Here is a 14,581-nt window from a genome sequence, read left to right as displayed (position 1 = left end):
CTGCGCCGCTGTGGCGTCCGGCTGTCAGGCGGACTTGCGGCTGTCCCGCGGATGCACGGCAATGTTCATGGCGCCGGAACGAAGGACCGCAAGCCTTTCGGCCAGCACTTCCTCCAGCTCCTCGCGGGTGCGCCGCTCCATGAGCATGTCCCAGTGCGTTCGCGCAGGCTTGCCCTTCTTCTCTTCGGGCCCATCCCCGTCAACCAGGAGTGCCATGGCGCCACACGCCTTGCACTCCCACTCCGGCGGAATTTCTGCCTCAACCGAGAACGGCATCTCAAATCGATGTCCGTTCTGGCATGCGTACTCCACCGCCTGGCGCGGGGCCAGATCGATGCCGCGGTCCGTCTCGTAGCTGGTAACCACGAGCCGCGTACCGCGGAGAGCTCGCTCACTCATGAATCGTGCCTCCCGGGCTTGTCGCCCACAGGACAGGTGTCGCTGTCGTCGTCATCCGGTCAACGTCCGGTCGGCGGTATAGATTCCCGCTCCGGGTCATGCGTCGCCCGTCGTACCGCCCCTTGTTGTACCCACCAGTGCCCGTTTTGTCACATCTGGCAGCAGATGTCACCCAACGTCTTCACTTCATAAGCACGCAGTAACGGTCCGCCTGGCAGGCCAAAGGCGTACACTACCGGCCCTTAGCTTGAACGTCGAAATTCGTTCCGAATTCGCGCGCCCGTAGCCCCTCGGATCCGTCGGATCCCAGGTCAGATCCGCTCGGGTACAGGATTCCCCGCCGCCTCCACGGCGCGCCGCACCGGCACTCGCGCGAGCAGCACGAAACCCAGTGCGAAGAAGACCACCAACGAGATGATCGCGTCCCGGTAACTGCCCGTGACCTGGTACGTGAGCCCGAAAACCAGGGGTCCCACCCAGCTCAGGCCCCGGTCGCTCATCTCGTACGCCGAGAAGTACTCGGCCTCCTTGCCCGCCGGAACCAGGTGCGAGAACAGCGAGCGCGACAGCGCCTGACTGCCGCCCAGCACCAGTCCGATCATCGCGGCGAGCGCGAAGAACCACACCGGGGTCCGGGCCGGCAGGAAGTACCCGGCGGCCAGCGTCACGCCCCAGGCCACCAGCGAGCCGAGAATCGTTCGCTTGGCGCCGTACCGCACGGCCAGCCGGCCCATCCCCAGCGCACCCGCCACCGCGAGGATCTGCACCAGCAGAACGGCCACGATCAGCGTGGACTGCTCCAGCTCCAGCTCCTCGGAGCCGTAGACGGAGGCCTGGGAGATCACGGTCTGCACGCCGTCGTTGTAGATCAGGTACGCCAGCAGGAACGACAGGGTCAGTGGATGGCGCCGCATGTCCTTCAGCGTGACCACGAGCTGCTTCCAGCCGCTGACGGGCGGAGCCTCCCCGGGCTCCCGGACCACGGCACGGTCCCGCAGCCGGCGCAGCGGGACGATCGTGAAGGCGCCCCACCACAGCCCCGCCGAGGCCAGGCAGATCCGTACGGCCTCGCCCTCGGAGAGCCCGAAGGAGTCGTGGCCCTGGAAGAGCACCAGGTTCAGGACGAGCACGAAGGCGCCCGAGGTGTACCCGAAGGCCCAGCCGCGCGAGGAGACGGTGTCCCGCTCCTCCGGGGTGGAGATCTGCGGCAGATAGGCGTTGTAGAGCACCACGGAGCACGAAAGCGAGGCGTTCGCGACGATCAGCAGCAGCCCGCCGAGCAGGTACCGGTCGCCGCCCAGGAAGAACATCCCGGCCGTGGCCGTCGCACCCGTGTACGCGGCCGCCGCCAGCAGCGGCTTCTTACGGCCGGTCCGGTCGGCCAGGGCGCCGACCAGCGGCATGATCAGGACGGCCACGATCACCGAGGCCGACACGGTGTACGCGAAGTACGAGCCCGCAGCCACCGGGATGCCGAGCGGGTGGACGTACCCGTCGGAATCGGCGGCCGCCTTGGCCACCGCCGTCAGGTACGGCCCGAGGAACACCGTGAGCACGCTCGTCGAGTAGACCGAGCTGGCGAAGTCGTAGAAGTACCAGCCGTGCTGTTCGCGCTTGCGGGCCGCCGCCGCGGCCTCGGCCCCGGCGGCCTCCGATCTGCCGTCCTCGGACCCCGGTTCCGCGTCTTCCGTCGTCTGCGCACTCATCGGTGCCCCCCTCGCTGGTCCCCGTACCGCCGCGGCCGCCGCCCACCGGGCGCGCAGCCGAACGGGCCGGTCAGGCCCAGGCTCCGCGCCGGTCGAGCACCGTGCGCAAGATGTCGATCCGGTCGGTCATGATGCCATCGACTCCCAGGTCCAGGAGAGCCTCCATGCGTTCCGGTTCGTTCACGGTCCACACGTGCACCTGGAGCCCCCGCTCGTGGGCCGTCCGCACGAACCTGCGGTCCACCACGCGGATGCCCCCCTGGGTCTCCGGCACCTGCGCCGCCACCGCGCCCGCGCGCAGCGCCGCGGGGATCGCGTACGACCGCAGCCGCAGCCCGAACACCCCCGCGACCCCGTACGAGGTCGCCAGCCGGGGGCCGGCGATCTTCTGGGCCCGGGCGACCCGTCGCTCGGAGAAGGAGCCCACGCAGACCCGGTCCCAGACCCCGGTCCGCGCGATCAGGCCGATCAGCGGGTGCACGGCGGACTCGTCCTTGATGTCCACGTTCCACCGGGCGTCCGGGAACTTCTCCAGCAGGTCCTCGAAGAGCGCGAGGGGCTCGCTCCCGGCGGCCCGGACCTCGCGGATCCGGCTCCACGGCAGCTCCCGGATGCGGCCCCGGCCGTCGGTGATCCGGTCCAGGGTGGCGTCGTGGAAGGCGACCAGCTTCCCGTCGGCGCTGGCGTGCACGTCGGTCTCGAAGTACCGGTAGCCCGCGGCGGCGGCCCGCTGGAAGGCCGCGGCGGTGTTCTCCAGCCCGTCCGCGGCCCCGCCGCGGTGCGCGAACGGGATCGGACCCGGGTGGTCGAGATAAGGGTGGGGTAGGCGTACGTGCGTCACCGCGGCAGTATGCCCCCTGTTCCCCCTGGGGCGGGAGCGGTCGGTGGCCGGCCGGTGAACGGCCGCAGGGGATCAGTCCCGCAGGGCGTGCGCCGGGAGCCCGGAGTAGACGTACGCGGTCCGGTACCGCGGCTCGCCGAAGTACTCGGCCTCGCCCCGGTGGACCGCCACCAGGGAGTCCGGCCCCCGCCACCAGTCGTCCGCCAGCCCCACGACCTCGGGCACCCGCTCGAATCCGGTCAGGTCGAAGTCGTCCGCCTCGTCACCGCTGAGCGTGGTGACCCGCTTCGCCCACCGGGTCGCGTGCTGGTCCAGGGCCTGTGACTCGATCCATCCCTCGACCGTGGCGTGCAGCGGGGTCCAGCGGATGCCGTCGACGCCGAACGCGCCGTCCGGTCCGATGAAGAAGCCGAAATTGACCGAGCACCGCGGAAACCCCACGGTGATCCACCATCCTTCCTCCGCCGAGCCCTCCGGGAGGTCGGTGTCCAGGACCTTGGGGCCGCCCTCGAACTGGCGCGAGGGTGGCAGGAGCAGCCCGCCCCAGCGCGCCGAGTACTCCGCCGCCCGGTCGATCTCCCGCGCCGGGACGCCGTGGGCGAGCCAGCGATCCCTGTAGGAGCCGATGCCCACGGGGTCCATGCGGACGCAGTGGACGGCCAGGAAGTACTGGGCGCGCCGGGTCAGCCCGCCCGGGATGTCGCCGGGGAAGAGGTTGATGGTCACCCGCCGGACGCTACACACGGGACCGTGCACGAGGCTCCCTCTTTCACGCGGAGCGCTCCGTGGCACTCTGGACCGGTAGAAGCGATCCAATACCGGCCCGTCACGGTCCGGCAGAAGCCAATTCGACGAAGGTGGACCGGAACACATGGCGCAGTGGACCTCGGCCGTCGGTGCCGCACAGCTCGGCCGGCTCATCACCTCCCAGCAGGGCCGGACCGCCCCGCCCGGCGGGCGGAAGCTGCCCGCGTACCGCACGCTCGCCGACGGCGTCCGCCTGCTCGTCCTGGAGGGCCGCATCCCCGTCGCCGCCCGGCTCCCCGCCGAGCGGGAGCTGGCCGTGGCCCTCTCCGTCAGCCGCACCACCGTCGCCGCCGCCTACGAGGCCCTGCGCGGCGAGGGGTTCCTCGAATCCCGCCGGGGCGCGGGCAGCTGGACCTCCGTGCCCGCCGGCAACCCCATGCCGGCCCGCGGCCTGGAGCCGCTGCCCCCCGAGTCCCTCGGCTCGATGATCGACCTCGGCTGCGCCGCCCTCCCCGCCCCCGAGCCTTGGCTCACCAAGGCCGTCCAGGGCGCCCTGGAGGAACTCCCGCCGTACGCCCACACCCACGGGGACTACCCGGCCGGGCTGCCCGCGCTGCGCCGCATGCTCGCCGACCGCTACACCGAGCGCGGCATCCCGACCATGCCCGAGCAGATCATGGTCACCACGGGCGCGATGGGGGCCATCGACGCCATCTGCAGCCTCTTCGCGGGCCGCGGCGAGCGGATCGCCGTCGAATCCCCGTCCTACGCCAACATCCTCCAGCTGATGCGCGCCGCCGGAGTCCGCCTCGTGCCGGTCGCCATGGGGGAGGGGCTGACGGGCTGGGACATGGACGTCTGGCGCCAGGTCCTGCGCGACTCGGCCCCCCGCCTCGCCTACGTGGTCGCCGACTTCCACAATCCGACCGGGGCCCTGGCCTCCGACGAGCAGCGCCGCGCGATGGTGGAGGCGGCCCGCTCGGCCGGCACCGTCCTCGTCGCCGACGAGACCATGGTCGAGCTCCAGCTCGACCCGACGCTGGAGATGCCCCGACCGGTCTGTTCCTTCGACCCGGCCGGCTCCACCGTCATCACCGTCGGCTCCGCCAGCAAGGCCTTCTGGGCCGGCATGCGCATCGGATGGGTCCGCGCGGCCCCGGACGTCATCCGCAGCCTGGTCGCCGCCCGGGCCTACGCCGACCTGGGCACGCCCGTGCTGGAACAGCTCGCGGTGGACTGGCTGATGCGCACCGGGGGCTGGGAGCAGGCCGTGGAGATCCGCCGCGACCAGGCCCGGGAGAACCGGGACGCGCTGGTGGCGGCGGTCCGCCGGGAGCTGCCCGACTGGGAGTTCCGGGTCCCGCTCGGCGGCCTGACCCTGTGGGCCCGCGCGGGCGGGCTCTCCGGCTCCCGGCTGGCCGAGGTCGGGGAGCGGGTGGGCGTACGGGTTCCCTCGGGTCCCCGGTTCGGCGTCGACGGGGCCTTCGAGGGGTACGTCCGGCTCCCGTTCACCGTCGGCGGCCCGGTGGCCGAGGAAGCGGCGGCCCGGCTGGCCGCCGCGGCCCGGCTGGTCGCCACCGGAGCGGGCGGCGGCGGGGCGGAGCCGCCGCGCACCTTCGTCGCGTAGGAGCAGAAGTGCTTACGGGGCGTCCGCCGGGACCTCGGGGATCTCCGAGGCGTCGATCGCCGGGCCCTGCGCCTGGGCGGGCGGCTGGACGATGTGCAGCGGCTTGGCCGGGGTGACGTGGTCCGGGACGGGCTTGGGCTGCGCCTGCCGCTCGGGCAGCAGGTCCAGTACCGCCTGCCGGTGCCCCGGGTGGGTGGCCTCGTCGTACGGGTCCGGGGTGGCCGGGACCTGGAGGCGGTGCACGGGACCGGCGCCGAGCCGGGCGTACCCGCGCCCCGGCGGCAGTACCGCCGTCGGCGTGGTGTGCGGGGGCAGTCCCAGGACGTCGGCGATCTGCTGGATCGTGGCGGCTCCGAGCACCGCCCGGGCCCGCGTGTGCTGCCAGACGGAGTCGTTCAACAGCTCCAGGTGGTCGAACTGCTCGACCACCACCACGGTGACGTGCGCGGCGCGCCCGTGCCGCAGCGGCACCTGGAGCTGCGCGATCGGGTCGGGGGCGCCCTCGGCGGCGGCCAGGTGGGCCAGCACGCTGGGCCGGTCGAGCAGGATCCACAGCGGACGCCGGGTGTCCTCGGGCGCGGGCCGGCCGGCTTCGCGGGCCCGGTGGGTGGCGATCAGGCGCCGTTCGGTCTCGCGGGCGGCCCATTCCAGGGTGGCCAGCGCCCCGGTCGGCCCGCACTCCACGGCGAGGACGCCGGCGCGGCCGGAGAGGCAGGAGTACTCGCCGGTGCCGCCGCCCTCCACGATCAGGACGTCGCCCCCGTGCCGCAGGGCCTGCAGGGCGATGGAGCGCAGCAGTGTGGAGGTACCGCTGCCGGGCTGGCCCACGGCCAGCAGATGGGGTTCGGCGGAGCGGGAGCCGGTGCGCCAGATGACCGGCGGGACGTCCCGGGGCTCGCCGCCGTCCAGGACGGGCAGGGTGCGCTGCACACCGCCGGGGTCGGTGAAGCCGAGCACGGTCTCACCGGGGGAGGTGACGAAAGGCTGGGCGGCGATGCCTGTCGGCAGCGCCGCCAGCACGCTCAGGTCGAGCTGGTTGCCCTCCTCGTCCCAGTCGAAGAGATACTCCCGTCCGCGCCCGGACTTGGCGTGCAGCAATGCCTCGATCCGGGCCCGTGACGCGGCCTCGCCATCGGTGAAGTAGGCCGGGTAGCGGATGTGGAGCCGGGTGATCCGGCCCGCCTCGTCGAACTCGTAGCCGCTGAAGGCCTTGTCCCACTCCCCGCCGTGGGCGAAGAGGGGGCTCGGGTCCTCCGGGATGGAGAAGTACGGCACGAGGGCTTCGTAGAGGGAGCCGAGCCGTTCGGTCTCGGCATCGCTGGGCCCGGTCTTCGCCGGGGTGCGGTCGCGTCCCTGCCAGGCCGCCGCCGCCATGAGGGTGATCAGGGCGGTGAGGGGGCCGTAGGGGACGAGCGCGACCACGAGGACGCAGGCGGCCCCCAGGAAGAGCGCGGGACCACGCTTGTCCTTGGGGGTGTCGCACCATTTGCGCCGCCCGGCCGAGGCCAGGACGCGCAGGCCGCGTCCGATGGTGAGGAGCGGATGGAGGACGTCCGTGGCGCTGTCGGCGGCCGTGCGAGCGAAGTCGCGGCCCCGGGTCAGCGACACGGTGCCGCTGCTGAGGATGCGGGGAAGTGGGCGCCGGGCCACGGGCGTCTCCTGGAGTTGTGGATGCTTCGGGGTGGGTGCCGGGGCCGGGCGCTAGAGCTTGATCCCGCCGAGAAGGCTCGCGAGGCTCGCCGTGCTCGCCGTGATGCTGGGGGCGATGGCGGAGCCGGCGAGGAAGAAGCCGAAGAGCGCGCACACGAACGCGTGCGTCAGCTTCATGCCGTCCTTCTTGAAGAACAGGAAGCAGATGATGCCGAGCAGGACGACACCTGAGATGGACAGGACCATGAGTCAGTTCTCCTGGTGGGTGGGGACAGTCACCATCAGTTCTTCCAGGCTCACAGGAAGTATCAATGCGATAAAAGGTGCATACGGGTGAATTCGGCAATTTTTCACTTGACCGGCCCATCCCGGCTGGCGCGCCTGGCGGGTTGGGGGCACAGGGGCCGCAAGGTGATCATTGCCTCGGCCCGTGCCTCTCATGTGCAGGTCCGGGCGCTACTCTGACGCTTCACCCGTACGGACGCAGTGCCGTGCGCAGCCCTGCCCGTGAAAGGCGGTACGACCGATGAGTGAGCACGTCGAGAACGGCTCCCAGGACTCCCAGGCCTCCCAGGGCTCGGCGGGCGCTCCCGACGAGGACGTCATCGAGCTGGCCACCAAGATCTTCGACCTCGCCCGCCGGGGCGAGACCGAGGCCCTCGCCGCGTACGTCGACGCGGGTGTCCCGGCGAACCTCACCAACGACCGCGGCGACACCCTCGTCATGCTCGCCGCGTACCACGGGCACGCCGAGGCGGTCACGGCCCTGCTGGCCCGCGGAGCCGAGGCCGACCGCGCCAACGACCGCGGCCAGACCCCGCTCGCCGGAGCGGTCTTCAAGGGCGAGGAGGACGTCATCCGCGCGCTGCTCGCCGGCGGGGCCGACCCGAACGCCGGAACGCCCTCCGCCGTGGACACGGCGCGCATGTTCGCCAAGGCCCACCTGCTGGAACTTTTCGGAGCCGTCTAGTCCGCTTCTGGCCGGTCCGTGTCCGGTCCGTGCCCGGTGCCTGGCCGGTTCCTGGCCGGTTCTTCGGCCGGTCCAGACCTCACGGGTTGGTCACGGCGGCCTTAAATGTGGTCGCGGCGCACAAACCGCCTGGGTCATCATGGCGTCGGATTCGATTCGCGGACAGGACGGACGGGCAGGAGCGGGCAGGACACAACGGGTGTCCGACCCCCACTCCTGCCGGGGGACCGCCGCCCTGGCCGAGAAGCACCGACGAGAGTGAGAAGGCAATGGTCTACATCGAGCGGAACCTGACGGCGGACGTCCTCACAAGCTGTTACGCGGCCCTGTGAATTCCGATTCCCGGTTGCGTCCCCAGCTTGATTTGAGGCCATTCCCATGTTCGAACCAGTCATAGCGCCGAGCGGTACCCTGCTCGGTCTCCTCCAGCGCGGCCGCGGCGACGGCACGCTGCACGCACTCGCGGCTCCCAGGGACGAGGCCCTCGAGGCCCTCAACCACTGCGTGGCCGGCGATCCGCGCCAGGACTGGCAGGTCGAGAACCGCTCCCTGTACTACGCACGCCTGTACCTGGATCTCGACGGCCCCCTGGGCGCGATCGAGGCCCACCTCTTCGGCGTCGACGACGTCCTCGACGAGGACGACCACCGCACGGGCCTCGCCCTGTCCGTACTGGGCCACCTGGCCTCGTACGGCCGGGACGACGCGCTCATGCTGCTGCGCCGGTACGCCGCCACGGGTGCCAACTGGGCCTGGGCCCTCGACGAGCTCGCCCTGCGCGACGACGACGAGGGGCTGCGCTCGCTGGCCGCCCCCGTCCTCGCCCGCTTCCCCGCCACCCCCGAAGGCGAGGCGCTGCTCGCCGCGGCCGTCCGCGACGCCTACGAGCCCCGGCCCTGGTGCCTGTGGGAAGAGGCTGCGCAGCCCAACGAGTACGCCGAGCGGCTGCGCGCCGCCCGGCAACAGGGCTCCTTCGACCGCTGGCAGCGCCAGCTCACCCCGCGCGGCCCCCAGCCGGGCTGGGGCGTCCAGGCCGTCTTCGACTGGGCCGCCGACGGACTGCGCCGGGGCACCCCCCTGCACGTCCCGGCCGCCCGCTGCCTCGCCGCCGTGGCCACCCCCGAGGACCGCTCCGCGATCCTGGCGGCCGCCGCCGGCGCTTCCGGAGAGGCCGCCCGCGCCACCGCGCTGCACCACCTGGTCCTCGCCGAGCCGGAGAACCCGGCCGTACTGGACCTCATCGAAGCCGCCGGCGACGAGCCGGCCGTAGCCGCCTTCGAGCGCATGTGCGGCCCCGCCGCCGCCGAACGGGCCCGACGCTGGGTCCAGCGCCCCGACGCCCTCGGAACGGCTGCGGCGACCCTCCTGGCAGCCCGGGGCGGTGCCGGGGACGCCCCTCTCGTCCTCGGAGCCCTCCGCTCCACCGTCCGCGGCTCCGGCCCGGACTCGACGCCGCTGTTCGCCCTGGTCGACGGGGCCGGCCGGCTCCGCATCGGCTGCGCGGCCCCCGTCCTGCGCCACATCTACCGCGAGACGTCCTCCTCCGCCCTCCGCGGCCGCGCCGCACGCGCGCTGGCGGCGACGGACCCCTCCTTCGCGGCGGGCTTCGCCGTCGAGTGCCTCTGGGACTGCGAGGAGACCACCCGCGAGGTGGCCGCCCGCCACGCGGAAACGGCCGACGCCCGGGTGGCCCCGCGTCTGCGCCGTCTGGCGGCCGACCCGGCGGAGGAAGAAGACGTCCAGTCGGCGGTCCGCAGCCGCATAGCCCCGGAGTCGGCGGTGTAGCCGGGGCCCCGGCCCCCTGCGCCTCAAGCGCCGGCGGGGCTGGGGTTGGCCTGTGCGGCGGGTTGGCTGCGGGTGGGGGCCGGTGCCGGGGGCGGGGTGGGGTGTCGGCCTGGACTGCATGATTTAGGCGCCCTGTCCCCGACTTTCGACAGGGCGCGGCTTCTTTGTGCGCCACAAATCACGCTTTACGTCCCGGCCAACACCCCACCCCGCCCCCGCCCCCGTCCCCGGCCCTGGCCGCAGCCCCCGACCCCGGCCGGGAGACAGCTCACTCCCGGCCCGGAGGCATTCGGTCCCGGCCGGGGGGGACATTTGGCCCCGGCCGGGGTTTGGCTTTTCAGCCGTCCGGCGTTTGAGGACCGGGGTCTGGGGCGGAGCCCCAGGGGGTCCGGGCGGAGCCCGGGGACCTTCTCCAGCCCCGCCGGCGTTTGAGGCGCGGGTCCGGGCGGAGCCCGGGGAACGGTGGAAGGGCGGGTAGGGGACAAGCCCCGCGCAGCGGCAGGGTCGCAGCCGGGCTCCGGCGGAGGGTGTGGCCCCGCGCAGCGGGGAGGGGCGTAGCGGGGCCCGGCCCGGCCGGGGGCGGGGGAGTCACCCCGGGGCCGGTCAGAGTCGGACGAAGCGCACCGCCACCCCCGGCCCCACCTGCGCCACCGCGTCCAGCGCGAAGCCCGCCACCACCCCCACGACGGGATACCCCCCGGTCACGGGATGATCCGCGAGGAACACCACCGGCTGCCCATCGGGCGGCACCTGCACCGCCCCCAGCACCATCCCCTCACTGGCCAGCTCCCCACCCCGCGCCCGAACCAGGGCCGGCCCCTCCGTCCGCAGCCCGATGCGGTTCGAGGCGGCCGAGACCCGGTACGTCGCCCGCAGCAGCCGGTCCGTCACCGACTCCGCCGTGAACCAGTCGGCCCGCGGCCCCAGCCGCAGCGGAAGCACCAGTTCCGATGGCGGACCCGGCGTCGCCAGGGCATCGACCCCGGCCACCGGATCCGGACCCGGCTCGCCCACCGGCAGCAGCGCCCCCGCCGCCAGGACCGGCGGCCCGAGGCCCGACAGCAGGTCGGTCGAGCGACTGCCCAGCACCGGCTCGACCGCGAAACCTCCCCGCACCGCCACGTAGCCGCGCATCCCCGACTCCGCCCGGCCCACCTCCAGCTCCGCCCCCGCGCGCAGCAGGACAGGGGCACCCCAGGCCACCGGGCGCCCGCAGACCCGTACGGCGCAGGGCGCCCCGGTCACCGCCACCGTCACCGCGCCGCCCACCGCCCGCAGGGCCACGCCGTCCACCGTCGTCTCCAGGACGGCCGCCCCGGGCGGATTGCCGAGCAGCCGGTTCGCCAGCGCCCGCGCCCCCGTGTCGAGGGCCCCCGACCGGGGGACGCCGAGGTGGGCGTACCCGGGCCGCCCCAGGTCCTGGACGGTGGTCAGCGCGCCCGCCCGTACGACCTCGAGCGCCGTCACGAGGCCTCCTCGAACCGCACCCGCACCCCCGGCGCGAACAGCGCCGCAGGCTCGCGCGCCGGGTCCCACAGCACCGCGTCGGTGGATCCGATCAGCTGCCAGCCGCCGGGGGAGGAGCGCGGGTAGACCCCGGCGTACTCGCCCGCGAGGGCCAATGAGCCCGCCGGTACCGCCGTACGGGGCGTCGCGCGCCGGGGGAGGTGGAGGCGGGCGGGCAGGCCCGTCAGGTAGCCGAAGCCCGGGGCGAAACCGCAGAAGGCCACCCGGAAGGTGATCGCGCCGACGATCCCGGGCACCTCCCCGGGGGCCACCCCCCACAGCCCGGCCACCTCCGCGAGGTCCGGGCCGTCGTAGCGCACCGCGACCGTCACCGGGGGCGGCCCGTCGGCCGGGGCGAGCGGGGGGACCCGCCAGCGGGCGATCCGGGCCGCGAGGGCGCGCGGCTCCCGTACCCCGTCCAGCAGGACGGTCCTGGCCGCCGGCACGATCTCCCGTACGCCGCCCAGCTCGACGTCGCCGGCGTACCGCCGGCGCAGCAGCTCCGCGTGGAGCGCGGCCACCTCCTCGCCGGAGTCCAGCTCCAGCAGCAGCGCCTCGGCGCCGGCCTCCAGGGCCCTCACGCGAAGGCCTCCACCCGCACCCCGGCCCCGCCGAGCGCCCCGCGCACGCGCAGCGCCAGCTCCGCGGCCCCCGGGGTGTCCCCGTGCAGGCACAGGGAGCGGGCGGCCACCGGGATCCGGGAGCCGTCGGCGGCCGTCACGACGTGCCCGGCGGCCATGTCCACCGCGCGGGCCACCACCGCGTCCGGGTCGTGGACCACGGCGCCCGGCTCACCGCGCGGTACCAGGGTGCCCGCGGGGGTGTAGGCGCGGTCGGCGAAGGCCTCCGGTACGGCCGGCAGCCCGGCCCGCCCGGCGGCGGCGAGCAGCAGTGAGCCGGGCAGCCCCAGCACCGGGAGCCCGGCGGGACCTGCGGCGAGCAGCACGCCCGCCACCACGGCGGCGGCCTGGCCGGAGTCGTGCACGGTGCGGTTGTAGAGCGCACCGTGCGGTTTCACGTACGACACCCGGGAACCGGCCGCCCGCGCGAAGACCTCCAGCGCCCCGATCTGGTAGGCCACCTCGTCGGCCAGCTCTCCGGCCGGCACGTCCATGGAACGGCGGCCGAAGCCCGCCAGGTCCCGGTACGAGACCTGCGCGCCGATCCGTACCCCGCGCGCGGCCGCCAGCTCGCAGACGCGCCGCATGATGGACGGATCGCCGGCGTGGAAGCCGCAGGCGACGTTGGCGCTCGTGACGACGGACAGCAGGGCCTCGTCGTCGGTCAGCGTCCACCGCCCGAAGCCTTCGCCGAGGTCGGCGTTGAGATCGATCACGGGGGCGGCCGCCGGAGTGTCCGGCGTGATCATGGAAGCCATGCGGTGAGCGTAGAACAGGGCGCGGGCCGCGCCCTCGCCGACGGCGGGAGGATCGGGCGAACCATCCCGTTTGGGATGTTGTCAGGGTCAGCGCCTAGTCTTTGCCCGTGACTCTCCCTGCCCCGGCGAAGACCCTTCCCTCCCCGGCGCCGGGCCCGGCCGCCGACGAGGGCCTGGCCCGGCGGCTGCGCGCGCTCGCCTGCACCGCCCCGCTCCACGACCTCGACGTGCGCAAGGCCAATCTGGCCGGCGAGTACGGGGTCTACGCGATGGCGGAGGTGGCGCTCGCCGCGATCGACCTGGTCACGCTCAACATGGACTTCGACACCGGCGCCGACCACGAGCAGATAGTCGCTCGCCTGCTGCCGCGCGTCGCCGCCCAGGCACCGGCACGCCCCGCGGCCGAGCACGAGCGGGTGGCCCGCTGGGTGCTGGAGAACCTGATCAACGTCGGCAGCGTCGACCGCGGATTCCGTGCGATCTACGGCACGTTCGGCCCGGACGGGGTGTACGTCCGCCGCGACTACGACTTCAAGCTGATCGAGGAAGTCCCGGGCTACGGCGGCGCGGTGTACCTGCGCACGACCGACGAGGCCGTCAACGTCCTGGTCGGCGCCCTCGACACGGACGTCACCAGCGCGCAGATCGCCGCCGAGGTCAAGCTGGAGGTCCTGATCAGCCGGGGCCGGCTCGCCGACGCCCAACTCGCCGCCGAACAGGCCCGCTACCGCACTGTCCAGTACGCCGAGACCCTGCGCCGCACGTTGGACGCGACCCGGCGCAACGTCCGGGCGGTGGACTGGCTGGTGACCGTCCCCGACATGATCGCGGAGGCCCTGGACCACGTGGCCGACCGCTACCGCCACGAGAACGCGATCCTGACCAACATCCGCAAGGCCCGCGACGAGGCGGAAGAGCCGGACAACAAGCGGCGCGCCGCCGAGCTCGTCGACATCGTCAAGGACTGCATCCGCCGCCACACCCAGCTCCAGTCCCGGCTGCTGGACGCGGGCCCGCTCTTCCGCGCCGAACAGGACCGCCAGGCCTTCGCGGCTCCCGCGCCGCGCTCCGGGATCGACCTGTACGGGCAGCTCGTAGCCCCGATGCTGCCGCTTCCGGTCACGTCGGCCATCCGGGTCACGGACGCCTTCTTCGCCTCGGGCGCGGGCCTGCGCACCCCCGTCTCGGTCCGCGTCGCGGACCTGGTGGAGATCCTCCTGACCCCGCCGGTGGAGCGTGAGCACCTGGGTCTGGAAATGCCGGAGCCGGACCTGATCGCCACCCCGGACGACAGCCGCTTCAGCGAGGAGCAGCTCGCCGCCGCGATGGCACTCCTCGAACTCCCGCACGACGCCCCGCGCCGCCTGTCCGGCCTCCTGGCTGAGGCCCGCCGCTCCGACCCCGACCTGCCCTACCTGGTCGCCCTGCTGGCCGTCCACGCGGCGAGCCCGGCGGTGGGCACGGCGTACCGCCAGGGCGAGGAGCGCCTCCTCTTCGCGGTGGACGACGGCACGGAGCTGAACGACCCCGAATTCGGCGGCGCGGACCTCATCGTCGGCACCGCCCTCCTGGACGCGGCGGCCATGACGGCGGACCGCACGGAGGCGGCATGACCCCGCCTTGGCCCTGGCCGGGCAGTGAACCGGACCCCCGCGAAGCTGCCCGCCGCGGCGAGGCCGGCCGTACGGTTCCGGTCGGTCGGGGCCGGGGCGTTGCCCGCGCGGCCGCGGTCGTCGTCGGCACCCTTGAGGCCTGTCGCCCCGGACCCGACGGGGCCCCGGCCACGAACATCGTCCGATGCCCGGGCGGCGTCCTGTCCCCGACAGGGGCGACGACCCCAGTCACCGGGGCGGAGCCCCTGGTGAAGCGGCCCCACCCGGGGGTGTGGGGGCTCGCCCCCGCTTTCGGAAAGGGGCGGGCTGGGGGAAGACTCCTTACTGCCGGGCCTGCCGGGCCTGCCGGGCCTGCCGAA

At 73.7% G+C, this 14,581-nt stretch carries 13 protein-coding genes; 4 read left to right on the top strand and 9 right to left on the bottom strand.

Going from position 1 to position 14,581, the window contains the following annotated elements; translation table 11 throughout:
* Positions 1-24: 24 nt before the first annotated feature.
* The 4 genes from OG435_RS09670 to OG435_RS09655 form a co-directional block, all read right to left on the bottom strand.
* Positions 25-399 carry an RNA polymerase-binding protein RbpA gene (locus tag OG435_RS09670; protein WP_007262928.1) on the bottom strand — a complete coding sequence of 125 codons (375 nt, stop codon included), beginning with the start codon at positions 397-399 and terminating at the stop codon, positions 25-27.
* A gap of 311 nt (positions 400-710) precedes the next feature.
* Positions 711-2,105, bottom strand: coding sequence for an MFS transporter (locus tag OG435_RS09665; RefSeq protein WP_266876412.1), 1,395 nt, complete (start codon positions 2,103-2,105; stop codon positions 711-713).
* Positions 2,106-2,175: 70 nt separating this feature from the next.
* Positions 2,176-2,946: a glycerophosphodiester phosphodiesterase gene (locus OG435_RS09660; protein WP_266876411.1), complete on the bottom strand. Its 771-nt coding sequence runs from the start codon at positions 2,944-2,946 to the stop codon at positions 2,176-2,178.
* Positions 2,947-3,018: 72 nt separating this feature from the next.
* The gene (locus OG435_RS09655) at positions 3,019-3,672 is read right to left on the bottom strand and encodes a hypothetical protein (protein WP_266876410.1); all 654 of its coding nucleotides are present in this window, start codon (positions 3,670-3,672) and stop codon (positions 3,019-3,021) included.
* Between the two features lie 145 nt (positions 3,673-3,817).
* On the opposite strand from OG435_RS09655, the gene OG435_RS09650 reads away from it, so the two are divergent.
* Positions 3,818-5,320: a PLP-dependent aminotransferase family protein gene (locus OG435_RS09650; protein WP_266876409.1), complete on the top strand. Its 1,503-nt coding sequence runs from the start codon at positions 3,818-3,820 to the stop codon at positions 5,318-5,320.
* A 12-nt stretch (positions 5,321-5,332) separates the two neighbouring features.
* Here the strand turns inward: OG435_RS09650 and OG435_RS09645 are convergent, their stop codons facing one another.
* Entirely contained in the window at positions 5,333-6,970 is a 1,638-nt protein-coding gene (locus OG435_RS09645; protein ID WP_266876408.1) for a hypothetical protein, read from the bottom strand.
* A 51-nt stretch (positions 6,971-7,021) separates the two neighbouring features.
* On the bottom strand, positions 7,022-7,216 hold the full coding sequence (locus tag OG435_RS09640; RefSeq protein WP_007262923.1) for a hypothetical protein: 195 nt from the start codon (positions 7,214-7,216) through the stop codon (positions 7,022-7,024).
* Between the two features lie 280 nt (positions 7,217-7,496).
* Between OG435_RS09640 and OG435_RS09635 the strand changes: the two genes are divergently transcribed.
* A complete protein-coding gene (locus OG435_RS09635; RefSeq protein WP_266876407.1) occupies positions 7,497-7,940 on the top strand; it encodes an ankyrin repeat domain-containing protein in 444 nt (147 codons plus the stop codon).
* 378 nt (positions 7,941-8,318) lie between these two features.
* Entirely contained in the window at positions 8,319-9,725 is a 1,407-nt protein-coding gene (locus OG435_RS09630) for a HEAT repeat domain-containing protein (RefSeq protein WP_266876406.1), read from the top strand.
* A 603-nt stretch (positions 9,726-10,328) separates the two neighbouring features.
* Here the strand turns inward: OG435_RS09630 and OG435_RS09625 are convergent.
* Genes OG435_RS09625 through OG435_RS09615 form a run of 3 tightly spaced genes read right to left on the bottom strand, consistent with a single transcriptional unit; the run spans position 10,329 to position 12,609 of the window.
* A complete protein-coding gene (locus OG435_RS09625; RefSeq protein WP_266876405.1) occupies positions 10,329-11,192 on the bottom strand; it encodes a biotin-dependent carboxyltransferase family protein in 864 nt (287 codons plus the stop codon).
* Complete coding sequence (locus OG435_RS09620; protein WP_266876404.1) at positions 11,189-11,812, bottom strand: 5-oxoprolinase subunit B family protein; 624 nt, start codon at positions 11,810-11,812, stop codon at positions 11,189-11,191. The genes OG435_RS09625 and OG435_RS09620 overlap by 4 nt, the downstream gene beginning before the upstream one ends.
* Positions 11,809-12,609: a LamB/YcsF family protein gene (locus OG435_RS09615; RefSeq protein WP_266876403.1), complete on the bottom strand. Its 801-nt coding sequence runs from the start codon at positions 12,607-12,609 to the stop codon at positions 11,809-11,811. Before OG435_RS09615 ends, OG435_RS09620 begins: the two co-directional genes overlap by 4 nt.
* 107 nt (positions 12,610-12,716) lie before the next feature.
* On the opposite strand from OG435_RS09615, the gene OG435_RS09610 reads away from it, so the two are divergent.
* On the top strand, positions 12,717-14,222 hold the full coding sequence (locus tag OG435_RS09610) for a hypothetical protein (RefSeq protein ID WP_266876402.1): 1,506 nt from the start codon (positions 12,717-12,719) through the stop codon (positions 14,220-14,222).
* Positions 14,223-14,581 lie beyond the last annotated feature (359 nt).

This window comes from Streptomyces sp. NBC_01264 (assembly GCF_026340675.1).
In the GTDB taxonomy this organism is placed as follows: domain Bacteria; phylum Actinomycetota; class Actinomycetes; order Streptomycetales; family Streptomycetaceae; genus Streptomyces.
The sequence above is the reverse complement of the archived record's forward strand: the minus strand, read 5'-3'. Positions and strand labels throughout refer to the sequence as shown.